Source organism: Bradyrhizobium sp. 27S5 (assembly GCF_037217225.1).
Lineage (GTDB): Bacteria > Pseudomonadota > Alphaproteobacteria > Rhizobiales > Xanthobacteraceae > Bradyrhizobium > Bradyrhizobium septentrionale.
Genome location: NZ_CP147714.1, coordinates 8125655 through 8149079, shown reverse-complemented (window position 1 = coordinate 8149079; position 23425 = coordinate 8125655). Strand labels below are relative to the sequence as shown.

The window sequence follows — 23425 nt, the reverse complement described above, 5'->3', positions numbered from 1 at the left end:
GGGTTGTTTTGCGGATTTTTGGATGACGCATCGCATGGGGGGAGGCGCGCATGACCGCTCAGCCCCTGCTCGACGTCAGCGACCTCACGGTCGAGTTCACCACCCGCCGCGGCATCGTCAAGGCGGTGCAGCACGTCAACATCTCGGTCGGCAAGGGCGAGACCGTCGGCATCGTCGGCGAGTCCGGCTCCGGCAAGTCGGTGACTTCGTACGCGGTGATGCGTATCCTCGATCGGGCCGGCCGGATCGCCGACGGCTCGGTGATGTTTTCCGGCATCGACGTCAAGGCGGCGAGCGAGAGCCAGATGCGCGATCTGCGCGGCCGCGAAGTCTCGATGATCTTCCAGAATCCGCGCGCCGCCCTCAATCCGATCCGCAAGGTCGGGCATCAGATCGAGGATGTGCTGCGCCAGCATGTCCAGCAGGCACAGGTCACCGACCGCGGCGAGAAGGCGATCGAGGCGCTGGAGCAGGTCAAGATCGCGCGTCCGCGCGAGCGTTATCACGCCTATCCGTTCGAACTCTCAGGCGGCATGTGCCAGCGCGTCGTCATCGCGCTCGCACTGGCTTGCAATCCGCAGCTTTTGATCGCGGACGAGCCGACCACCGGCCTCGACGTCACCACCCAGAAGGCGGTGATGGACCTGATCGTCGAACTGACCCGGCGCCGGGCGATGTCGACCATCCTGATCACGCATGACCTCGGCCTCGCTGCCGCCTATTGTGACCGCGTCGTGGTGATGGAGAAGGGCCGCGTGGTCGAGACCGCGAAGTCGGCCGACATTTTCGCGTCGCCACAGCACGACTACACGAAGAAGCTGATGCGCGCGACGCCGCGGCTCGGCGTGTCGCTGCGGGATTTGTTGCCGGAGGAGGAGGCTTCTTCAGCCTCTCCCCGCTCTTCGCGGGGAGAGGCCGACACGCTCGGCAGCGCACTTGCGCGCCAGAGCGTGGCGGGTGAGGGGCTCTCTCCAAGCACTCTGCTCGCGGACGGAGCCCCTCACCCCAACCCTCTCCCCGCGAAGAGCGGGGAGAGGGGGAAGAAGCCCGGGGGTGACGAGAGAACACAGCCGCTCTTGTCGGTCGAAAAGCTCGTCAAGGAATACCCGCGCCAGGGCGCGGGCTCGGTGCTGGCAAAACTGTTCGGTCGCAAGCCGCCGGTCGAGGAGGAGATCTTCCGCGCCGTCGATGGCATCAGCTTCTCGATCGATCATGGCGAGAGTGTCGGGCTGGTCGGCGAGTCCGGCTGCGGCAAGTCGACGACGTCGATGATGGTGATGCGGCTCTTGGACCAGAGCTCCGGCCGCATCCTGTTCGACGGCGAGGACATCGGTGGCATCATGCCGCAGTCCTTCGCGCGGCTGCCGCGGCGCAGCCAGATCCAGATGGTGTTCCAGGATCCGACCGACAGCCTCAACCCGCGCTTCACCGCGGCGCGCGCCATCGCGGACCCGATCATGCAGCTGGGCGACATCAGGGGGCGCGACGCGCTCCGCGACCGCTGCGAGGAGCTCGCGCGGCTGGTCGGCCTGCCGGTCAATCTTCTGGACCGCTTTCCGCACCAGCTTTCCGGCGGCCAGAAGGCCCGCGTCGGCATCGCGCGCGCGATCGCGCTGCACCCGAAGCTCGTCATCCTGGACGAGCCGACCGCGGCACTCGACGTCTCGGTGCAGGCGGTGGTGCTCAATCTGCTTCAGGACCTCAAGCAGTCGATGGGCATGAGCTATCTGTTCGTGTCGCACGACCTCAATGTGGTGCGCCTGCTGTGTGATCGCGTCATCGTGATGCGGGCCGGTCGCATCGTCGAACAGGGCACGTCCGAACAAGTCTTGGGCAATCCGCAGGATGCCTATACAAGGGAGCTGCTGACGGCGATCCCGCATCCGCCGTTGCCGGTTGCTTGAGAAATTTATTGGGAGCGAAATGGCCGACCATCTCGACGACTACATGAATGCCGTCGCCCGCGCGATGGCGTTGCCGCTGGAAGACGCCTGGCGTCCCGCGGTGCGCACCAATCTCGAGGTCTCGCTGCGGCTGGCGCGGCTGGTCGATGACTTCCCGCTGCCGGACGAGATCGTGTCGGCCGCGGTCTATTCGACCTGAGACTGCGATGTCCGAAACTCCCGCTTCCATGTCGGCCGCCGAAATCGCGCAGGCCGTATCAAGCCGCAAGATGACAGCCCTCGCAGCGACCGAGGCTGCGCTCGCGCGCATCGCGGCGCATGACAAGGTGCTCAATTCCTTCACCGACGTCACCGCCGATCGTGCACGCGCCAGGGCCAGGGCAATCGATGCCGTGATCGCGGCGGGTCAATCGGTCGGCCCGCTCGCCGGCGTTCCCTTCGCGGTGAAGAACCTGTTCGACGTGCAGGGCCTCCCGACCCGCGCCGGCTCGAAGATCAACCGCGACCTGCCGCCGTCGCCGCGCGATGCCGCGCTGATCGAGCGGATGGAAGCCGCCGGCGCCGTGCTGGTCGGCGCGCTCAACATGGGCGAATACGCCTACGACTTCACCGGCGAGAACGTGCATGACGGCCCGTCGCGCAATCCGCATGACCCGACGCGGATGACCGGCGGCTCCTCGGGCGGCTCGGGCAGCGCCGTCGGCGGCGCACTGGTGCCGATCGCGCTCGGCTCCGATACCAACGGCTCGATCCGCGTGCCGTCGTCGTTCTGCGGCACCTTCGGCCTGAAGCCGACCTATGGTCGGCTGTCGCGCGCGCGGTCCTATCCGTTCGTCGCAAGCCTCGACCATCTCGGTCCGCTGGCGCGCAGCGTGAAGGATCTCGCGCTCGCCTATGACGCGATGCAGGGGCCTGATGCCGATGATCCGGCCTGCATCGTGGGATCGGTTGAGCCGACCGTGCCGCTGCTTGCCAATGACGTCGGCCGGCTGCGCGTTGCGATCGCCGGCGGCTATTTCCAGCAGAACGTGTTTCCGGAGGCGACTGAAGCGGTCGCGCGTGTCGCCAAGGCGCTCGGCGCCACGCAGACCGTGGAGCTGCCGGAAGCCGCGCGCGCCCGCGCCGCGGCCTTTATCATCACCACGACGGAGGGCGCCGCACTGCACCTCGATCGCCTGCGCAAGCGTCCCAACGATTTCGATCCGGCGGTTCGCGACCGCTTCATCGCGGGCGCGATGGTTCCGGCCGTCTATGTCGACAAGGCGCAGAAATTCCGCCGTTGGTTCCGCGCCAAGGCAGCGGAGCTGTTCCAGTCGGTCGACGTGATCCTCGCGCCGGCGACGCCGTGTACTGCGCCGAAGCTCGGTCAGGTCAATTTCACGCTCGATGGCGTCGAGCTGCCGGTGCGCGCCAATATCGGCATCCACACCCAACCGATCTCCTTCATCGGCCTGCCTGTGGTGGCCGTGCCGGTGCCGCTTGAGCCGATGCCGATCGGCGTGCAGATCATTGCGGCGCCGTGGCGCGAGGACATCGCGCTGCGGGTCGCCTACGCGTTGGAACAGATGGGCGTTGCTGCGGCTCCCGCGCCGAGAGGGTTCTAATATGGATATCGATCTTCCCGACGTGGTCGCCGAGGTCACCGCGCAGTTCCAGCGCTACGAGAAAGCGCTGGTCTCGAACGATGTCGCGGTGCTCGACGAACTGTTCCGCAACGACAGCCGCACGCTGCGCTACGGCATCGGCGAGAACCTTTATGGCTACGCCGAGATCATGGCGTTTCGCGCCGGGCGCTCGCCGGTCGGCCTGATGCGCAAGATCGACCGCACCGTGATCACGACCTATGGCCGCGACACTGCGATCGCCTCGACGCTGTTTTATCGGGACGGCACACCGGGTAGAGTGGGGCGGCAGATGCAGACGTGGATTCGCTTCCCCGAGGGCTGGAGAATCGTCGCGGCCCATGTAAGCGTCATCGACGAGCCCAAAGGCGCTTGAGTATGGGCGTTTGAACTGGACTGCTTGAAAGGGCGCTTGAGGCATGAGCCTGGACGATCTTCCGACGCGGATGCCGCCGGGCGCAGAGCCCGACGCGGCCGTGCGCCGGGTGGATCGGCCGTCGTCGCTCACCGACAAGATCACCCGCGCCGAAGAGCTGCGGCTGCAGCTCGCCGACGAGATCGTGCGCGGCACGCTGCCGCCGGGCGCCGGGCTCGATGAGACCGATCTCGCGCGCCGCTTCAACGTCTCCCGCACGCCGGTGCGCGAGGCGCTGCGGCAGCTTGCCGCCAGCGGCTTGATCGATGCCCGCGCCCATCGCGGCGCGGTGGTGGCGCGGCCGTCCCTTGAAAGACTCACCGGCATGTTCGAGGCGATGGCCGAGCTGGAGGCGATGTGCGCCGGCCTCGCCGCCGAGCGGATGACGCCGGCGGAGCGCCACGCGCTGGAAGCGGTCCATGAGGAGCTGCGGGTCTTGAGCTACACCGGCAATCCCGAGCGCTTCCACGAGGTCAATGAGCGCTTCCACAACGCGATCTATGCCGGCTCGCAGAACGCCTATATCGCCGAGATCACGCTGGCGACGCGGGTGCGCGTGCAGCCGTTCCGCCGCGCCCAATTCCGCAACCTCGGGCGGCTGGCAAAGTCGCACGCCGAGCATGACCGCGTCGTGGTCGCCATCATGCGCGGCGACAAGCCGGGCGCCGCCGCCGCAATGCGCGCCCATATCGAGCAGGTACGCGGCGAATACGAGACCTACGCGGTGTCGGTGTAGGTCTCTCAACTCGCACCGCCTGGCGGTGGGATGCCCCTCTCCCCGCAAGAGCGGGGCGAGGGAGCGCATCTCCGCTGCGGCTATATTTTCGCCTTCTCCGCCATGAACGCCCGCCAGCCGCCATAGGCGGAAATATCCTTCGCGCCGTTGATCGCGGCAGGCTCCACGATAAAGCCCTTGGCCTGCCGTCCGTCGGCGAGCCTGATGGTGCCGATCGACAGTGGCGGCGGGATCGCGGCGACGAATTTTCCGAACGCGGCCGGCGACATCGCCCAGAGCTCGAGCTTGATCGCGTGACCCGCGCCCGGCTCGATGCGCAGCATGCCGGGCTTCGGCGGCGTGGTGTCGAGTGCGTAGAGCCTGTAGTCCGGCGCGGTGACCGCCTCCTCCAGCAGGCGCGCATCGAGCGTCGTCAACTCATGGTTCAACGCCATGCCGGACAGATGCGCGCCGACCACCGCGATGATGATCTCGCCGGCCCCGGCCTGCGCCGGCACTGCGGCAAGCGGTGGCTGCGGCAGCGACTTGGCGCCGATGGCAAGTCCGGTGTCGGCGTGGAACACGCGGCCGATGCCGGCAAGCTCGGCGTCGCGGCCGGCGGGCGCGAGCAGCGTGATGCCGAACGGCGCGCCGTCGGGCCGCATCGCTGCCGGCAGCGCCAGGCCGCAGAGATCGAGCAGGTTGACGAAATTGGTGTAGGTGCCGAGCCGCGAGTTGAGCTCGATCGGGTTGGCCAGCACGTCAGCCGTCGAATAGACGGTCGGCGCCGTCGGCAGCACGATCGCATCACATTGCGCGAAGATGCGCGCGGCGACACGGCGCAGCGCCTGCAGCCGATACAGCGCGGAGAACGTATCGGCCGCCGTGAGCCGCGCTCCGCCGATCGTGATCTCGCGGGTCACCGGATGGATTGCGTCAGGCGACGACGCCAGCAGGTCGCGGATCACGAGATAGCGCTCGGCGACCCAGGGGCCCTCATAAAGCAGCCGGGCGGTTTCGTAGAACGGCTCGAGATCGAACTCGACGAGGTCGGCGCCGAGCGACTGCCATCGCGTGCATGCCTCGCCATAGGCTTGCTCGGCTTCGCGATCACCGAAGAAGATCAGCTGGCCGCTTTTGGGAATGCCGAGCTTCAGCTTGGCCGGAAACGCCGCGAGCGGTGCCAGCGGCCGGTCGCGCGAGAACGGATCGGCGTCATCCGGCCCGGCCATCACGGCGAGCGCGGCCAGCGCGTCGTCGACGGTCAGCGAGAACACCGAGATGCAGTCGAGCGTTCGGCACGCAGGCACGAGTCCCGCGTTCGAGATCAGCCCGAGGCTCGGCTTGAGGCCGACGATGTTGTTGAGCATCGCCGGTACGCGGCCGCTGCCCGCGGTGTCGGTGCCGAGCGACAGCGGCACCAGTCCCGCTGATACCGCGACCGCGGAGCCTGAGCTCGATCCGCCGGGCACGAGATCGCCGCGCACCGGATTCTTGGGAATGCCGTAGGGCGAGCGCACGCCGACCAGGCCGGTGGCGAACTGGTCGAGATTGGTCTTGCCGATGATGATGGCGCCGGCCGCACGCAGCTTTGCGACTGCCGTGGAATCCTGCGCCGGCATGTAGGAGAAGGCCGGGCAGGCCGCGGTGGTCGGCAGGCCCGTGACGTCGATATTGTCCTTCACGGCGACCGGCACGCCGGAGAGCGGCAGCGTCGGGTCGGTGAGACGCTCAGCCTCGGCGAGCGCCTCCTTTTCGTCACGCAGGCTGATGAAGATGGCGGGATCGTTGTGCTCGCGGATGCGCTGGTAGCTGCGCGCCACGGTTTGGGCCGGCGTCATGGTCCCGGCGCGATGCGCGGCAACGATCGCGGCGACAGTTTCAGTCACGTGGTTGGCCCCGTCTGTTGAGCGGCAAGGCATCGGATGCCCTCCGCGAGGGAATTGCAGCCTGATCGAAGCAAGCAATGTGCCATTGTGTACAATTCGACTGCGCTCGCGTCACGGCAGATTATTGCACAATATCAATTGTTTGAAGCCGTCGCCAGTAACTGCGGAAGACTCGCCTGCGAATGCTTCTGCCTAATTTTAAGGCAGGTCTGATCAAGCCGAAATCTGACCCAGAGGTCAGGTGAAGCAGGCAAGGATCTGCAGCAGCCGCTCGCGGTTTTCCTTGCCGATCTTCTCGGCGACGTGCCGCTCGTGCTCGGCAGCGAGCCGCTTGAACTGGGCCAGCGCGGTCTTGCCGCGCGCGGTCAAATGCAGCGCATGGGTGCGGCGGTCGGTGGCGGAGGGGATACGGCTGACGAAGTCGCGTTCCTCGAGGCTGTCGAGCAGATGCACCAGCCGCGCGCGCTCGATCCCGAGCCGCTTGGCCACCGCCATCTGGCTCAGGCCCGGATTGGCCCCGATCACGGTCATGACCGAATATTGGGTCGGACGGATATCGGCCGCGGCCAGCGTCTTGATGAAGTCCTGGAAGATCCAGAGCTGGAAGCGCCGCACTGCATAGCCGGCGTGGCCGGCCAGCGCGTCGAGGCCGATCTCATCGCCGGCGTCGCCGCCATGTTCCCGGCCGTTCGTCGCCCGCGCGTGGGGGCGGCGGATTGCCGCTCCGGTTCCTGTCGCCTTGCGCGACGTCTTTTGCTGGCTTGCCATGGCGGCGATGCTAGCGCGCCCGCGGCCTAAGGGAAAGATTGTTGTTGACGACAACAATTGATGTCCGCAACATTATCGCCAAAGAGCCCGGCCGGGACCGCGATGCTGCACGATGTTGCAGTGCGGTCCCGCAAGATACGGGCGAGGAGGAAATCATGACGATGGCCGCCGCCAGCGCAGACAATCCGCACCGCCTGTTCGCGACGCCCGCGATCGTTGCCGACCGCCGCGATGACGGCAGCATCCTGGTTCGATCCACCACGCCGCTGAAGCAAGGCGCCCGCTGCATCGGCGACTGGCTGGAGCACTGGGCGCGGCAGGCGCCGGATCGCATCTTCCTCGGCGAGCGCGCCAGTGCCGAGGCGCCCTGGAGCACCGTCACCTATCGCGATGCGCTCGATATCGTGCGGCGGGTCGCATCGTGGGTGCTGGCGCAAGGGCTGAGCGCCGAGCGACCACTCGTCATTCTGTCCGACAACGGCATCGATCACGCGCTGTTTGCGCTCGCCGCCCAGCACGTCGGCGTGCCTTCGGCCGCGATCTCGCCGGCCTATTCGCTGATGTCGAAAGACTTCGACAAGTTGAGGAGCATGATCGCGTTGCTCGATCCCGGCGCGATCTATGTCACGGGCACAAAACCGTTCGCGCCGGCGCTGGCCGCGATCAAGCCGCTGCACCGGGCGACCATCGTTAGCGGCAATCCCGGCGATGCCGACGCATTGCCGTTCCGCACCGTCGCAGCGACGCCGGAGGCGCCCGAGATTGCAAAAGCCTTCGCGGCGGTGACGCCGGACACGATCGCAAAATTCCTGTTTACCTCGGGGTCAACAGGCACGCCGAAGGCCGTGATCAACACCCAGCGCATGCTGACCTCGAGCCAGCAGGCCAAGGCGCAGACCTGGACGTTCCTCGATCAGTCCGGTGGCGAGCTTGTGATCCTGGACTGGCTGCCCTGGAGCCACACCTTCGGCGCCAACCACAATTTCAATCTGGTGCTGCGCAACGGTGGCACGCTCTATATCGACGGCGGCAAGCCGGCGCCCGGCCTGTTCGCGACCTCGCTCGCCAATCTGGGCAGCGTGGTGCCGACGGTCTATTTCAACGTGCCGCGCGGCTTCGACATGCTGATCGCGGCGCTGCGCACCGACGACGAACTGCGCCGCAAATTCTTCGAAGGAACCAAATTCGCCTTCTATGCCGGCGCGGCGCTGCCGCAGAATCTGTGGGACGCGCTCGAGGAATTGTCACTGCAGACCGTGGGGCGGCGCTTGCCGATGGTGTCGGCCTGGGGCTCGACAGAAACCTCGCCGCTCGCGACCGACTGCCACTTCCTCGCCAAGCGCTCCGGCAATATCGGCGTGCCGATCCCCGGCACCGAACTCAAGCTTGTGCCGTCGGGCGACAAGCTCGAGGTGCGGGTGCGCGGGCCCAATGTCACGCCGGGCTACTGGAAGGCGCCCGAACTCACCGCCCAGGCCTTCGACGACGAGGGTTTTTACAAGATCGGCGACGCCGTCACCTTCGCCGATCTTGACCGGCCCGATCTCGGCCTGTTCTTCGACGGCCGCGTCGCCGAGGATTTCAAGCTCAATTCAGGAACCTGGGTCAGCGTCGGCACCCTGCGTGTCGCTGGCATCGCGGCACTGGCCCCGCTTGCGCAGGACATCGTCGTCACCGGCCATGGCTGCGACGAGGTGCGGTTCCTGGTGTTTCCGAACATTGCCGCCTGCCGCGCACTGGCGGAACTTTCCGAGAGCGCCGACGTGCGAGAGGTGATCAGCCATCCTGCGATCCGCTCCGCGATCGGGCAGGGGCTCGCAAGGCTGAAGGCGCAAGGCGGTCATTCCTCCGGCCACGCCACCCGTGCGCTGCTACTCGCCGAGCCCGCTTCCGTCGACGGCGGGGAGATCACCGACAAGGGCTACATCAACCAGCGCGCCGTGCTGACGCGCCGCGTCGCAGCAGTGGCGGTCCTGGAGGACGACGCGTCGGCCGAGCCGATCGCCTGCGCGGGCTCGTGACGTGATTTGTACCGGTAGGGTGCTGGCAGGGCGCCACGTACACCGCCGTCGTCCCTGCGAAAGCAGGGACCCATACTCCGCGGCCGACGTTGTGTACAAAGGTCGTCGTTCCGCTGGCGCGCAATAATCAGCATTGGTGGTTATGGGTCCCGGCTCGGAGGCCGGGACGACACCGAGTTTGTGGAACGTCTGGCGGACCATACACTTGAGCCGTCCGCACCGGTTCCCCGGAGCCTTGCCCGGCAAGGGTTCGTATTTTTAGTTGCCATGGCAACTAAGCTGTGCGAGTTTCCGTGCCAATCGGGACAGGGCCGGTCAACGGCCACGCGTTTGGGAGGAAAATATTGCGCAGCAGCGCGCGAGCAGCACGCATGGAAGACCGGGCGAATATCGCGGTGGCGCAGGGTCCCGCCGTACGGTCAGGTCGTGCTTTGCCCGGTCACGGCGCCGAGATTCTCGTGCAACCGGCGCAACAGGTCGATCAGCACCTCGCGCTCGTCCTTCTTCAGGCACGACAGCAGCCGCCGCTCGCGCTCCAGCGCCGCGACGATCACCCTGTCATGAATGGCGCGGCCGCGCGCGGTCAGCGTGATCGAATGGGTGCGGCCGTCGTCGGGCGCCGTGCGGATCGTCAAAAGCCCGCGCTTCTGCAGTGCCGCGAGGTTGCGGCTGACCGGGCCCTTGTCGAAGCCGATCACCTGGCAGATCCGCGAGGCTGGAATCCCCGGCTCGATCGCCAGTTGCGAGATGATTCGCCACTCGGTGACGTTGACGCCAAAGTTCTTCTGGTAAAAGGCGGTGGCGCTGTTCGACAGCTTGTTGCCGATGAAGGTGATGAACGCCGGCACATAGCGGTTGAGGTCCAGCAGCGGGCCGTCGGTGGCGTCTGCGGGATCGGCCGGTCTCGGCCGGCGGGGCTTTCGGGGGAGGGGCTGGCTGCTCATTTCTCAAATCATCGCTGCGAAACTGCTCGGGAGCAATAGACATGCGGCCCGTGTTGACAAGATCAAACCTCGGGAGGTCCCGATGACTGCAACGGCAGGGACGTCCGTCCCGCATCTCGACGTCGATCCGTTCGCGCTCGAATTCTTCGCCGATCCGTTCCCGACCCATGAGCGGCTGCGCGAGGCCGCACCCGTGGTCTATCTCGACAAGTTGAACGTCTACGGCGTGGCCCGCTATGCCGAGGTCCATGCGGTCCTGAACGATCCCGCGACGTTCTGCTCCAGCCGCGGCGTGGGCCTCAGCGACTTCTCCAAGGAGAAGCCGTGGCGGCCGCCGAGCCTGATCCTCGAGGCCGACCCGCCGGCGCACACCCGCACCCGCACTGTGCTGAGCACGGTGCTGTCGGCGACCGTGATGAAGCAGCTTCGCGGGCGGTTTGCCGCCGCTGCGGAGGCCCGCGTCGATGCGCTGCTGGAGAAGCGCAGTTTCGACGCGATCGAGGACCTTGCGGAAGCCTATCCGCTGTCGATCTTCCCGGATGCGCTGGGCTTGCGGCCGGAGGGCCGCGAGCATCTGCTGCCTTACGCAAGCCTGGTGTTCAACGCCTTCGGGCCGCCGAACGAGCTCCGCAAGCAGGCGATCGAGCGCTCGGCGCCGCATCAGGCCTATATTGCCGAGCAATGTCAGCGCGACAATCTCACCCCGGGCGGCATCGGCGCCTGCATCCACGCCCACGTCGATAGCGGTGCCATTACCGCGACCGAGGCGCCGCTCCTGGTGCGCTCGCTGCTATCGGCCGGTCTCGACACCACCGTCAACGGCATCGGTGCCGCCGTCTACTGCCTTGCCCGCTTCCCCGACCAGTTCGAGAGGCTGCGCGACGACCCGACCCTGGCGCGCAACGCTTTCGAGGAAGCCGTGCGGTTCGAAAGTCCGGTCCAGACTTTCTTCCGTACCACGACCCGCGACGTCGAGCTCGGTGGCGCCAGTATTCCCGAAGGCGAGAAGGTGCTGATGTTCCTGGCTGCGGCCAATCGTGATCCGCGCCGTTGGGACAAGCCCGATAGCTACGACATCACGCGTCGTACGTCGGGCCATGTCGGCTACGGTTCGGGCATCCATATGTGTGTCGGCCAACTCGTCGCCCGCCTCGAAGGCGAAGTGATGATGGCGGCGCTGGCGCGTCGTGTCGCCAAGATCGAAATCACTGGCGAGCCGAAGCGCCTTTTCAACAACACACTGCGCGGGCTCAACAGTCTGCCCGTCGAGATCACGCCGGCCTGACGAGACGCTCAATACCGGCAAAAGGTTGGTTGAGGAAACATGGGAGTGGATAGGATGAGAGGCTTCGGGGTTGGGCGATTTAGGATTGGTCTGGCGCTGGCACTGGCCTGCGCCGCAGGCAGCGCACGCGCGGAGATTTCCGGCGATGTGGTGCGCGTCGGCGTGCTCAACGACATTTCCGGCATCTTCCAGGACACCAACGGCATGGGCTCGGTGGAAGCCGCGCGCATGGCGGCGGAGGATTTCAACGGCGGCGGCAAGGGCATCAAGGTCGAGATCGTCTATGCCGATCACCAGAACAAGGCCGACGTCGGATCTGCGATCGCGCGCAAATGGCTCGATGTCGAAGGCGTCGATGCCATTGTCGACGTGCCGAACTCGGCCGTCGGGCTCGCTATCAACACCATCCTGCGCGACTCGAGGATGACGTTCCTGGCGTCGTCGACCGCGAGCTCCGATCTGACCGGCAAGGCCTGCTCGCCGAACACCATTCAATGGGTCAACGACGCCTGGGCCACCGGCAACACCACGGCGGCTGCGATGATGCAGCGCGGCGGCAAGGACTGGTATTTTGTGACCGTCGACTACGCACTCGGCAAAGGCATTGAAGCCGAGGCGACGAACTACATCGAGAAGCACGGCGGCAAGGTGCTGGGATCGAGCAAGCATCCGCTCGGCACGTCGGACTTCGCGTCCTTCCTGCTGCAGGCGCAGAACTCGAAAGCAAAAGTGATCGGGCTCGCCAATGCCGGCGGCGACACCATCAACGCGGTGAAGCAGGCGGCCGAGTTCGGCATCCAGCAGGGCGGCCAGACCATGGTCGCGTTCCTGCTGTTCGTGAACGACGTCCACGGCATGGGCCTGAAGGTCGCGCAGGGCCTGCAGCTGCTCGAGGCCTTCTACTGGGACATGAATGGCGACACCCGCGCGTTCGCAAAACGCTTCGCCGCACGTCCCGGCATGAACGGCAAGATGCCGAGCGGCAACCAGGCCGGCGTCTATGCCGCGACGCTCGCCTACCTCAATGCGGTCGCCGCGACCGGCAGCGACGACGCCAAGGCCGTGGTGCCGCAGCTGAAGACCTTCAAGGGCATGGACAAGCTGTTCGGCGAGACCGCGATCCGTCAGGACGGCCGTGTCGTCCATCCGATGTATCTGTTCGAGGTGAAGAAGCCGGAGGAGTCGAAATACCCCTACGACTATTACAAGCTGATCGCGACCATCCCGGCCGATCAGGCCTTCCGCCCGCTGGCCGATGGCGGCTGCTCGCTAGTGAAGTGAGCTCTTCGCCGCGAACACGACTGCGCCCCTCTCCCGCGCAACTCGGGTTTACCCGAGTTGCGCTGTCTAATCTTCGAAGTCGGAAAAATCCGACTTCGGTTGGGAGAGGGCCGGGTGAGGGGTATCTCTCCACACGGCGTACTGCGCGGAGGGACCGGAACCCCTCACCCGGATCGCATCTGTCGATGCAATCCGGCCTCTCCCACAAGGGGAGAGGCGGACCGAATATGCCGTGCGAGAATCGCTCTCTTCGCTACGCCGCCTTCGGACTCGCTGCACCGTCCGTCACCTTCACCCGCGCCAGCATCTCGGCCGCCGTCATCACATGTGCCGTGGAGAACGCGAGAATCGTGAGCGTGGCGCGATGCACCTCGTCGGCCGACAGGGCGCCCTGGCCGACATCCGGATAGTCGAACGTGCCTGTCGCATCCGACAGGAAGACGACCTTGTAATTGTGGAACATGGCGTCCCGCGCCGTGGCGTGGCAGCAGTTCTCGGTCGTCGTCCCTGAGATGATGACCGTCGTGATGCCCCATTCGCGCAGGATGAGGTCGAGATCGGTGGCGAAGAACGCGCTGTAGCGGTGCTTCTTGATGACGTGCTCGCCCGGCGCGGGTGCGAGGTCATTGAAGATCTCGACGCCCGCGGTGCCGTCGACCAGCGACGACCGGTCGGCGATCGGCGAATAGAGATCGTCATAGAGCCCCATGTCGCTGCCGTCGCGGTGGTGCACATGCGCGGTGTAGATGACGCGGATGCCCTTGTCGCGACAGGCTTTCAGCGTCTGCGCCAGCCGGGGCACCATGGCGGCGGCTTGCGCGGAACGCAGCTTGGCGCCCTCGGCCACGAAATCGTTCTGCATGTCGACAACGATCATGACAGTTCTGGCCGGATCGATGATGTCGCATTGGTAGCCCATGCGGTGTCTCCTCTCCTAAAGGGAGGTATTTCTACATCCCCCGCGGCGGCCGTTCTTGGCTGCGCCGGCCATTCGCTGGCCTCTGCTTGCCAGAACCGGACGGCAGACGCAGAATATCCCGCTGCAGGGTTGGGCGGGAGCAAGGTCCGATGCAGACCCCAGATCACACAGTCGTCGCGCAAACGCTTGTCGCGCCAGGTGACAGTTTCGACCGCTGGCATCACGTCACCTGCCGCGAGTTCTCGTTGACCGAATGCCGCCGGGTCGCCGACGAGGCGTTTGCCGCGTCGATCTCGATCCGCAATTTCGGCCCGCTTGCGATCAACGACATCTGGTCGTCGACCCCGGCGGCCGACCGTATCCGGGTGGTGCGTAGCGCCAGCGACGTCCGCAGGGACCCGCGCGACTATTTCATGCTGTGGCTCACGTTGCGCGGCGAGGTCGGCTTTGCACAAGGGGGACACGAGGTGCAGATGCGCCGCGGCGATCTCATGCTCCATGACCAGGCGCAGCCGTTCACGCTCGAATTCGCCCCGAGCGCGCGTTCGATCATGGTGTCGATCCCGCGGCCGCTGCTGCTCGCGCGCCTGCCGGATGCGCACCGCCTGACCGCACGGCGGGTCGGCAACGATTCGAAAGTGGGAGCGCTGGCGGGATCGCTGATCCGCCGGCTGGCGCGCCTCGATGATGGAGCCGCGCCTGCCGTGACACGGCTGGGTGCCTCAGCGCTCGACATTTTGGCGACGACGCTGCAGACCGAGCTGACGGATGACATGCCGCGGCACGGCGATGAACGGCTGGCGCGGGTCAAGGCCTACATCCTCGCCAATCTCGACGATTCCGAGCTCGATCTCGATGCGATCGCCACGGCCCAGCACATGGCGCCGCGCACGCTCAATCGCCTGTTCGCGCGCGAGGGTACGACGCCGATCCGCTGGCTCTGGCAGCAGCGCCTCGCTGGTGCTTACCAGGCGCTGGCCGAACGGCGCTTTAGTCACGTCACCGACGTCGCGCTGAGCTTCGGCTTCAGCGACGTCTCGCATTTCAGCCGCGCCTTCAAGGCCGCGTTCGGCCGGTCGCCGAACCAGGTGATGGGGTGACGCGCGGATCGACCTTTTTACGGTGCGCAAGAGAAACTCGACGCCGCGGTCATCGGCCCAGTCTTGTAATGCGGCCAGGCCGGCCAGCGGCACAGCGGCAGCGCGCGCAGTGTCTCGAAGCCTGGCGCCTGCACCTTCTGCTCCGTCACTTCCAGATCGGCGGGGGCCTTGCCGTTCTCGACCCAGTCGACCAGCACCGCCAGCATGTCGACATTCGCCGGTGCGCCGGAGCCGACATGGTCGACGCCGGGCGCGGTGTAGAGCCGCGCAAACTCCGCCGTCTTGTCCTTGCCGAGCTTCTTCTCGACGTTCTCGAAATAGCGGATGCCGGCATAGGGGCTTTGCGCGTAATCGCCCATGTGCTCGAGGATCACGAGCTTGCCGCCATGGGCGTGGAAGCGGCTGAGATCCGGATCGGTCGAATCCATCAGTGCGGAGACCTGCAGCACGCGATCCTTGTGGTCCTCCGGCCTGTAGGTCGTGACGTCGAGTTTCGGATCGCGCGCGAAGACATACTGGATTCCGCCGGCGCCGTAGATCCAGGCGATGCCGTTGGTGTGCGCGGGCGGTTGCGCCGGCGCCGTGGTGCCGAGCCACCACGCCTTCCATCCGCCGGTCGGGCCGAATGCCGGTGTGTTCTCGCCGGACACGCCCCAGCCCGGATAGTCGTCGAGCCCGTTGGCGAGCGGGAACGAAAATTTGTAGGCCGCATGCAGCGTGTCGATCGCCGCGATCTGCTTGTCGGTCAGGCAGTCGTCGCCGCTCTCGCCCGCCGCGCATGCCAGCGAGGCCGGCTTGAACGCCGCCTTGCAGCCGACTGGATCCTGCACCAGCGCGTCGTCGGAGCCGTCCTGCCTGTCGCAGGCCTTCAGCACGGCATCGGCGACGAGCTTGACCTGCGCCGGTTGGATCCAGCCGTCGCCCATCGTGACAAGGCCCGAGCGGGTGCCGGCATGCTGCAGCCCCACCCAGTTGATCACGGGTACGCGCGCGAAAATGCCATCGAAATCGTCGGGGTAGCGCTGCGCCATGGTCAGCGCCTCGCGGCCACCTTCGGACGATCCCATGAAATACATCCTCGCCGGCGGTTTGCCGTAGGCGCGCACGACAAGCGCCCGCGCCGCGTCGCGCACCTTCTTGTAGGCCTTGTGCGAAAAGTTCTCGAACGCCTCGTCGTTGAGCGCGAACAGCTGCGGCGGCTCGCCGGGCTTCGACTCGTGGCCGGAATCGGTGCCGACGGTCGCGAAGCCGAGCGCCAGCGGCGAGGCCTTGTCGAACGGATAGGCCGGCGGCAGGCCGAGGCCGCTGATCAGCACGCCGTTGAAGCCGCCGCCGCCATATTGCAGCGAGCGGCCGTTCCATTCCACCGGCAAGTTGACCTCGAATTTGATCGGCGGCGCCGTGGGATCGGCGGGATCGATATGGGCGAGCACCTTGCAGAAGGCGGGATTGGCCGGGACGACGCGGCCGGCCGGTGTCGGTCCTTTCTCAACGACTGCGAGCGGCGACGGTGCCTGGAGCACCGCGCTATCGATCTTGATCGCAGCCATCGGCGGGGCCGGTAAGTCCGCTACAGGTCGCCGCGGGATCGGCGAGCATCTGCGCCGCCGCCGCGTCGCCTGCGAATGACGTCAGCGTGACAAGCGAGGCCGCAAGCGCCCATGCGCGCGCATCGATCTGCATTGTTTCCTCCCTGCAATAATTGTTGCCGTGGCAAGTATTTCATGCGAGGGGTCGGTGCACAATGGTTGCAAGCAGCTCCGTCATCCTGAGGAGCGCGCAGCGCGTCTCGAAGGATGAACGGCCCCGCTGGTGGCCGTCGATCCTTCGAGACGCGCGTGCCGCGCTCCTCAGGATGACGGAGATAGAGCGAGAGCGCGAAACCCGCGACAGCGCCTACTGCGCGACCTTGCTGCTGCCTTGGGTGATCAGCCGTGCGGCGCGCTGGTCGCGGGTGTGAATCCAGAGCCAGTTCATCGCCACGGCGATCCGGTGGCGCACGCCGATCAGGAAGTAGATGTGGGCGAGGCCCCAAATCCACCATGCCAGTGAGCCGCGGAGCTTGAGCCAGCCGAAATCGATCACCGCCTTCTTCTTGCCGATTTGCGCGAGGCTGCCGGCGTGCTTGTAGCGGAACGGCGGGAGCGTCCTGCCATCGAGCCGGGCCTTGATCAGTGCGGCGACGTAGCGCCCCTCCTGCTTTGCGGCCGGCGCAATGCCGGGCACCGGATTGCCGTCGGGGCCCTTGATCGTGACGGTGTCGCCGACGGCGAAGACGTCGGGATGGCCCGGCACGGTGAGATCGGACTCGACCTGTAGCCGATGAGCGCGATCGGCCGGCGCGTTCAGCCACTCGGCGGCGCGCGAGGCGCGCACGCCGGCGGCCCAGACGATGGTGCGGGCCTCCAGCCTCTTGTCCCCGAACACCACGCCGTCGGCCGAGCATTCGGTGACCGGCGCGCCCAGCATCACCTCAACGCCGAGTCTTTCCAGCGACGCTTGCGCATAGGCCGACAGGTCGTCGGGAAAGCCGGCCAGCACGCGCGGCCCAGCTTCGATCAGTACCACGCGCGCTTTGCGTGTATCGATGTGGCGGAAGTCCTGCGGCAGTGTGTCCTTGGCGAGGTCAGCGATGGTGCCGGCCATCTCGACGCCGGTCGGCCCGGCGCCGATGATGACGAAGGTTAGCAGCGCCGCACGCTTGTCCGGATCGGTCTCGCGCTCGGCGCGCTCGAACGCGACCAGGATGCGCCGCCGGAGCGTGGTGGCGTCCTCCAGCGTCTTCAGGCCGGGCGCGAACGGCTCCCATTCGTCATGGCCGAAATAGGCGTGGCGCGCGCCGGTGGCGAGGATCAGCGTGTCGTAGGGAATGCTGCCGCCGTCGTCGAGCTGCACCTGCTTCCCGGCTGCATCGACGCCGCAGACATTGGCAAACAGCGTCGTCACCTCGGGCCGGTCGCGCAAGAGATAGCGGATCGGCCAGGCGATCTCGCTGGTCGCAAGCGATGCGGTCGCGACCTGATAGAGCAGCGGCTGGAACAGATGGTGGTTGCGGCGGTCGATCAGCGTGATCTCGACCGGCGCGCCGGAGAGACCGAAGGCGGCTTCCAACCCGCCGAAGCCGGCGCCGACGATCACCACGCGATGAGGTTTGGTCGGCGCTTGCGTCATGAGATGTCGCTCTCGGTTCCGAACGGCTTCGTCATTTGATTATGTAGTCATTCGCAGCCTCATTCCAACACGAAATGCCCGATCGCCCGATAGCGAAACCCAATCGTTGCAACGTCATGCATCCTGCGGCGCGGCTGCTGCGACGGCTCGTCGCCGCATCGGCAGGAACAGTCCCGCGACGGCGCCGGCGAACGACAGCGTTGCTGCAAGGCTCATCGCGGCAGCAAATCCGCTGGTGAAATGTCCGGATGAATCGGCGGCGCCATTGGTTACGAGGCTCGCCACCAGTGCCGCGATGCCGAACATGCCGCCGAGGAAGCGGCCCATGTTGAAGACACCAGACGCCTTGCCCATCTCGCTCGTGGCAACCGCGCTCAGCACTGCGTTCTGTGCAGCCGGCATCGCCATCGAGACGCCGACGCCCGCGAGCACCAGCGGCGCGACCAGCGCGGAATAAGGCACTGACGGGCTCACGATCTCGCTGATCCAGCCGAGCCCGATCGCCTGCATCAGCAGACCAGTGATGACCAGCGTGCGCTCGCCGAACCGGTTGACGGCGGCGCCGGCGATCGGCCCGGTGACGAACAGCGTCGCCGTCCACGGCAATAGCCGCAGCCCGGCGCCGAAGGCGTCGAAGCCGAGCGCGATCTGCAGGAACTGCGGCAGCAGGAACAGCACGCCGTACATCGCGGCATAGAACAGCACGCTGGCGGCCATGCCGGAGGCAAACGGTCTTGCCGCGAACAGCCGCATCGGCACCATCGGGTTCGTCGCGCGCAGCTCCCACAACACGAACGCCACGGCCAGTGCGAGGCCTGCGATCAGCGCGCCGGTCACCTCCGCGCTCGCCCATCCGACGCTGTTGCCGCGCAACAGGCCCCAGACCAGCGCCAGCGCCGCGAGGGCGACCAGCGTCAGTCCGGTGACGTCGAGCGGCGCTGCCGGTCCAAAACTTTCGCGCAGCCGCGCCAGCACGAGGGCAATCGCGACCAGGCCGATCGGCAGGTTGATCCAGAAGATCCAGCGCCAGCCGAGATGCTCGGTGATGAAGCCGCCGATCGCGGGGCCGATGATCAGCGCGCATCCGGTGATGCCGCTGAAGATGCCGAGCGCGCGGGCGCGTTCCTCCCGGCCGAACGCGCCGCTGAGGATCGCCATCGCCAGCGGCATCACCAGCGCCGCGCCTGCGCCCTGCAGGGCGCGGGCGGCGATTAGTGCCGCGGCGTTGCCGGCCAGCGCGCAGGCCGCCGAGGCCGCGACGAACAGGCCGATCCCGGTTGCGAACATTTTCCGACGCCCGAAGCGGTCGCCGAGCGCGGCGCCGGTTAGCAGCAGCACCGCGAAGGTCAGATTGAAGGCGTTGACGGTCCATTGCAGCGTCTCCACCGGGCTGCCGAAATCGGCGCGGATGGTCGCGAAGGCCGTGGTCATGATCATGGCGTCCAGCGCCATCATGAAGGATGCCAGCGCGGTGAGGCCGAGCACCCAGCGCTGTTCGGCGCGCTCTCGAGGGGTCTGCATGGTCGTTCTCCGTTGGCGTGCGGCAAGGTTGCGGCGCGCTTCGCAGGCCAGGACGAACCGCGGCCGGCAAAGGATGCGGCCGAAAATATTCTTTGCCGGACCGCATCCTTTGGCGGTCGGCAAACGTCCTTGGGTCTGACGCGGCCTGTTCCGGCCGCAGAGACCGAGCCAAGGAGGTTGCGATGAGACGGACCCTGATCAGGTACAAGGCCAAGCCGGAGATGGCCGAGAAGAATGCCGAGCTGGTTTCGGCCGTGTTTGCCGAGCTGAAGGCGGCGAAACCGGACGGCGTGCGCTATCTGACCCTGCGGCTGGAGGACGACACCTTCATCCACATGGTCGAGACCGCGGCCGAGGATGGTTCAAGCCCGATCCCGAAGCTCGCGGCATTTCAGGCCTTCCAGGACGGCATCCGCGATCGTTGCGCCGAGCCGCCGCTGGTTCGCAGTGCTGTGATTGTCGGCAATTATCGTATGCTGGATGAGCCGTGAACCGGCGAGCCGTGAACCGACCGGCCTTGAACCGACCTGGCGGAGCCATCATGACCTCACCCCCCCAAGCGCCTGAAGCGACCGAGGTCGACGCGCTGCTGGCGGCGATGCGGCCAAGGCTGCATCGCTACTGCGCCCGCATGGTCGGATCGGTGATCGACGGCGAGGATGTGCTGCAGGACGCGCTGATCAAGGCGGTGGAGGCCTTCGCGTCCGCAGCTCCAATCCAGAACGTGGAAGCCTGGCTGTTCCGGATCGCGCACAACACCGCGCTCGATTTCCTCAGGCGGCGCAACCGTCAGGACGCGCTCCACGCGCCGGAGGAGGTGGACATGATGGCCGGAGAGCTCGATGACGTCAGCCGCCGCGAGATCGCAGCGGCGAGCCTGCGCACCTTCATGCGCCTGCCGGTGGCGCAGCGCTCCAGCGTGATCCTGATGGACGTACTCGGTTGCTCGCTGCAGGAGGTCTGCGGCATCATGGATTTCAGCCTGCCCGCGGTGAAGGCGGCGCTGCACCGCGGACGGACGCAGTTGCGGGAATTCGCCCGCGAGCCCGACGACGCGCCGCGGCCCGGCTTGTCACCGGCCGATCGCAGCAGGCTCAACGCCTATGTCGGCCGCTTCAACGCCCGCGACTTCGACGCCATCCGCGCCATGATCGCCGATGACGTCAGGCTCGAGCTCGTCAACCGGACGCGGCTGAACGGCAAGGCCGAGGTGTCGCGCTACTTCGGCAATTATTCGAAGATCCACGACTGGCATCTGGTGACTGGACAGGTCGAGGGACGTCCCGCGATCCTGGTGTTCGACCCAGACGCCCAAGGCGCGCCGCCGCGCTCGTTCATGCTGCTCGACTGGTCGGCCGACAAGGTTGCGACGATCAGGGATTTCCGCCACGCCGCCTATGCGATCGACGGCGCCGAATGGGCGGTGGACGGAGGGTGAGCGGTCGCTGCTTAGCCTGTGGCTCGCTGACCGTGCCACAAACTCGGTGTCGTCCCGGCCTTCGCCGGGACGACGGTCGAGAGAGGGGCGCTACCGCGTCTTGCCGCCGAACTCGCCGCTGGCGATACGCGCAACGCGGTTGCCGGCTGCGGCCGGGGTGCTGCCCCTGCTTGAGAAGCCGTCATCGCCCGTCTCATGCGGCTCTTCGCCGAGGCGGCTGCCGGGCCAGAACGTCAGGGCCAGCATCAGCGCAAGGTTGACGAGCGCGCCGACCGTCGTGCCGGTGTGCTGGTAGGTCAGTGCATATTCCGGATATTTTCCGGCGACGATCCGGTCGATCACGACGAGCGCAATCCAACCCACCATCACGCAGACCGGGTCCCATCCGATGTCGCGGATGCGCATCGATTGCAGCATGAAGGTCATGACGAGCACGGCATAAAAGCCGATCAGGAGCGGCATGCTGTTGGCGGCCTGCGCTAGCAGCACATCCGTCCTGCCGCTCGCCGGTGCATTGCCGGTGATGCCGAACACCAGCATCAGGTAGCCGCAGCCGACCACGAAGCTGAAGAAGAAATAGGCCAGCCGGCCGAGCCGGGCGTTGAAGCCGAAAATGTAATTCAACAGCATGCGACGCGTCCCTTTGGACCGAGCCTCGCCCGGCGATGCTTTCGAGACCATGAAGTCCAGGACGGGCTTCCCGGGACGTGGTTTCCGAGCGCTTTACCGAATCCTTAAAGCCTGCTGCAGTGCGGCGGGGGCCTCTGGAGGGGAGCGGGGGGCCTGCGACAATCGTTGCCTACGCAACCGGCATTATATTTCTTGCCTTGCCCGGTTTAGACGAATTATGATGCACGGTGCTCGGGTATGCGCCGAAGGTTCTAAATGAGCGCCGTCGGTTCGTGCTTGCTGCAGACTTGCGATATCGCGCACAAAACACGTCACAGAACGACGCGCGTAAAGCGTGACCCCCGGGCCTCGTGATCGAGCCTGGCGGGATCTTTGGTTGAGGAGGGGAGTGAATATGAAAAAGGCATTTTGGCTGGCAGGCGCCATGGCTTTGGCGCTCGCGCAGCCCGCGACGGCGGCTGACAGCGTCAAGATCGGCTTTGTCTCGACCTTCAGCGGTCCGACCGCCGTGATCGGCAACGACATGCGCAATTCGTTCGAACTCGCGCTCGACCATCTCGGCCGCAAGATCGACGGCAAGCCGGTCGAGGTGATCTACGAGGACGACCAGCAGAAGCCCGATGTCGGCAAGCAGAAGACCGAGAAGCTGGTGCAATCCGACAAGGTCGACTTCATCGTCGGCTACATCTGGTCGAACGTGCTGCTCGCCTCGCTGAAGACCGCGGTCGATTCGAAGACCTTCCTGATCTCGGCCAATGCCGGTCCGTCGCAGCTCGCCGGCGAACTGTGCTCGCCTTACGTGTTCTCGACCTCCTGGCAGAACGACCAGACCCCGCAGGCGGTCGGTACCTACATGAACCAGAAGGGCGTCAAATCGGTATTCCTGATCGGCCCGAACTACGCCGCGGGCAAGGATATGCTGGCCGGCGTCAAGAGCTCCTTCAAGGGCGAAGTGGTCGGCGAGGAATACACGGTATGGCCGAGCCAGCTCGATTTCTCCGCCGAACTCACCAAGGCGAAGAACTCCAAGGCCGAGTCGATCTTTGTGTTCTATCCCGGCGCGGCCGGCGTGCAGTTCCTGAACCAGTATGCGCAGGCCGGCATCAAGCAGCAGATCCCGCTCTATACCGCCTTCACCATCGACGAATTGTCGCTGCCGCTGCAGAAGGACAATGCGCTCGGCGTTCCCGGCGCGCAGCAATGGGTCAACGATCTGCCCAACGAGGAGAACAAGAAGTTCGTCGCCGACTACCGCAAGAAGTATCCGGGCCTGCGCCCGACCTTCTACGGCGCGCAATCCTATGACGCTGCCAACCTCATCAACAGCGCCGTGGTCGCGGTGAAGGGCGACCTGACGAAGAAAGACGCGATGAAGGCCGAGATGGAGAAGGTGAACTTCAAATCGGTGCGCGGCCCGTTCAAGTACGGCAACAACCACATTCCAGTCCAGAATTTCTACTTGCAGGACGTGGTCAAGGACGCCGACGGCCAGCTCTCGCTGAAGACGGTCGCGACCATCGTCAAGGACGACCAGGATCGCTTCCACGACAAGTGCGCGATGAAGTGATTTGAAGTCACCTCGCCCCGCTCTTGCGGGGAGAGCATAGGCCGCCTCCGGCGGCCATTCTTGAAGAAGTACGCCGAAGCGAAGCTTCGGCTATGTGCGTAGCAATCGGGTGAGGGGCCCTTTCCACAAGCTCGATTCGTGGAGAGAGCCCCTCGCCCCGACCCTCTCCCCGCAAGAGCGGGGCGAGGGAGGCCAACAAGCCGTAAATGCGGCGGCGCATCCGCGCTGCCGCTGT

General features: G+C 66.0%; 19 protein-coding genes and 1 pseudogene. 12 read left to right on the top strand and 8 right to left on the bottom strand.

The features are described 5' to 3' along the window. Nucleotides 1-50: 50 nt before the first annotated feature. From WDM24_RS38370 to WDM24_RS38350, 5 genes are read left to right on the top strand one after another with little or no spacing between them, the layout of a single operon-like run. A complete protein-coding gene (locus WDM24_RS38370; protein ID WP_338829394.1) occupies nt 51-1904 on the top strand; it encodes an ABC transporter ATP-binding protein in 1854 nt (617 codons plus the stop codon). A gap of 19 nt (nt 1905-1923) precedes the next feature. Continuing rightward, a complete protein-coding gene (locus tag WDM24_RS38365; protein WP_338829393.1) occupies nt 1924-2103 on the top strand; it encodes a DUF4089 domain-containing protein in 180 nt (59 codons plus the stop codon). 7 nt (nt 2104-2110) lie between these two features. After that, the gene (locus WDM24_RS38360; RefSeq protein ID WP_338829392.1) at nt 2111-3508 is read left to right on the top strand and encodes an AtzE family amidohydrolase; all 1398 of its coding nucleotides are present in this window, start codon (nt 2111-2113) and stop codon (nt 3506-3508) included. Nucleotide 3509: 1 nt separating this feature from the next. After that, nucleotides 3510-3902: an oxalurate catabolism protein HpxZ gene (gene hpxZ, locus WDM24_RS38355; protein WP_338829391.1), complete on the top strand. Its 393-nt coding sequence runs from the start codon at nt 3510-3512 to the stop codon at nt 3900-3902. Nucleotides 3903-3945: 43 nt separating this feature from the next. Continuing rightward, nucleotides 3946-4677, top strand: a complete 732-nt coding sequence (locus WDM24_RS38350; protein ID WP_029082945.1) for a GntR family transcriptional regulator — start codon at nt 3946-3948, stop codon at nt 4675-4677. A gap of 80 nt (nt 4678-4757) precedes the next feature. Here the strand turns inward: WDM24_RS38350 and atzF are convergent, their stop codons facing one another. Further along, on the bottom strand, nt 4758-6545 hold the full coding sequence (gene atzF, locus WDM24_RS38345) for an allophanate hydrolase (protein WP_414645653.1): 1788 nt from the start codon (nt 6543-6545) through the stop codon (nt 4758-4760). A 237-nt stretch (nt 6546-6782) separates the two neighbouring features. Next, the gene (locus WDM24_RS38340; protein WP_338829389.1) at nt 6783-7313 is read right to left on the bottom strand and encodes a MarR family winged helix-turn-helix transcriptional regulator; all 531 of its coding nucleotides are present in this window, start codon (nt 7311-7313) and stop codon (nt 6783-6785) included. A 161-nt stretch (nt 7314-7474) separates the two neighbouring features. Between WDM24_RS38340 and WDM24_RS38335 the strand changes: the two genes are divergently transcribed. Then, nucleotides 7475-9334, top strand: coding sequence for a feruloyl-CoA synthase (locus WDM24_RS38335; protein WP_414645788.1), 1860 nt, complete (start codon nt 7475-7477; stop codon nt 9332-9334). Nucleotides 9335-9753: 419 nt separating this feature from the next. On the opposite strand, the gene WDM24_RS38330 is transcribed toward WDM24_RS38335, so the two are convergent. Beyond that, the gene (locus WDM24_RS38330; RefSeq protein WP_224497025.1) at nt 9754-10278 is read right to left on the bottom strand and encodes a MarR family winged helix-turn-helix transcriptional regulator; all 525 of its coding nucleotides are present in this window, start codon (nt 10276-10278) and stop codon (nt 9754-9756) included. An 82-nt stretch (nt 10279-10360) separates the two neighbouring features. On the opposite strand from WDM24_RS38330, the gene WDM24_RS38325 reads away from it, so the two are divergent. Continuing rightward, nucleotides 10361-11563 carry a cytochrome P450 gene (locus WDM24_RS38325; protein WP_338829387.1) on the top strand — a complete coding sequence of 401 codons (1203 nt, stop codon included), beginning with the start codon at nt 10361-10363 and terminating at the stop codon, nt 11561-11563. 54 nt (nt 11564-11617) lie between these two features. Beyond that, nucleotides 11618-12844: an ABC transporter substrate-binding protein gene (locus WDM24_RS38320; protein ID WP_338832521.1), complete on the top strand. Its 1227-nt coding sequence runs from the start codon at nt 11618-11620 to the stop codon at nt 12842-12844. Nucleotides 12845-13097: 253 nt separating this feature from the next. Here WDM24_RS38320 and WDM24_RS38315 read toward each other — a convergent pair whose 3' ends face one another. After that, complete coding sequence (locus WDM24_RS38315) at nt 13098-13763, bottom strand: isochorismatase family cysteine hydrolase (protein WP_338829386.1); 666 nt, start codon at nt 13761-13763, stop codon at nt 13098-13100. Between the two features lie 149 nt (nt 13764-13912). Between WDM24_RS38315 and WDM24_RS38310 the strand changes: the two genes are divergently transcribed. Next, nucleotides 13913-14863 (top strand): helix-turn-helix domain-containing protein, encoded by a 951-nt coding sequence (locus WDM24_RS38310; protein ID WP_338829385.1) that lies wholly within the window; start codon nt 13913-13915, stop codon nt 14861-14863. A gap of 17 nt (nt 14864-14880) precedes the next feature. Here WDM24_RS38310 and WDM24_RS38305 read toward each other — a convergent pair. The 3 genes and pseudogenes from WDM24_RS38305 to WDM24_RS38295 form a co-directional block, all read right to left on the bottom strand. Continuing rightward, a pseudogene (locus WDM24_RS38305) lies at nt 14881-16462 on the bottom strand (tannase/feruloyl esterase family alpha/beta hydrolase). A 297-nt stretch (nt 16463-16759) separates the two neighbouring features. Further along, complete coding sequence (locus tag WDM24_RS38300) at nt 16760-18034, bottom strand: NAD(P)/FAD-dependent oxidoreductase (protein ID WP_338829384.1); 1275 nt, start codon at nt 18032-18034, stop codon at nt 16760-16762. Between the two features lie 114 nt (nt 18035-18148). Further along, entirely contained in the window at nt 18149-19555 is a 1407-nt protein-coding gene (locus WDM24_RS38295) for a DHA2 family efflux MFS transporter permease subunit (RefSeq protein WP_338829383.1), read from the bottom strand. A 182-nt stretch (nt 19556-19737) separates the two neighbouring features. On the opposite strand from WDM24_RS38295, the gene WDM24_RS38290 reads away from it, so the two are divergent. Together WDM24_RS38290 and WDM24_RS38285 are read left to right on the top strand one after the other, a co-directional pair. Further along, the gene (locus WDM24_RS38290; RefSeq protein ID WP_338829382.1) at nt 19738-20046 is read left to right on the top strand and encodes a hypothetical protein; all 309 of its coding nucleotides are present in this window, start codon (nt 19738-19740) and stop codon (nt 20044-20046) included. A 50-nt stretch (nt 20047-20096) separates the two neighbouring features. Continuing rightward, nucleotides 20097-20993 (top strand): sigma-70 family RNA polymerase sigma factor, encoded by an 897-nt coding sequence (locus WDM24_RS38285; RefSeq protein ID WP_338692573.1) that lies wholly within the window; start codon nt 20097-20099, stop codon nt 20991-20993. Between the two features lie 90 nt (nt 20994-21083). Here WDM24_RS38285 and WDM24_RS38280 read toward each other — a convergent pair whose 3' ends face one another. Continuing rightward, on the bottom strand, nt 21084-21623 hold the full coding sequence (locus WDM24_RS38280; protein ID WP_224741318.1) for a DUF805 domain-containing protein: 540 nt from the start codon (nt 21621-21623) through the stop codon (nt 21084-21086). Between the two features lie 394 nt (nt 21624-22017). On the opposite strand from WDM24_RS38280, the gene WDM24_RS38275 reads away from it, so the two are divergent. Continuing rightward, nucleotides 22018-23190 (top strand): ABC transporter substrate-binding protein, encoded by a 1173-nt coding sequence (locus WDM24_RS38275; protein WP_338829381.1) that lies wholly within the window; start codon nt 22018-22020, stop codon nt 23188-23190. Nucleotides 23191-23425: the final 235 nt, after the last annotated feature.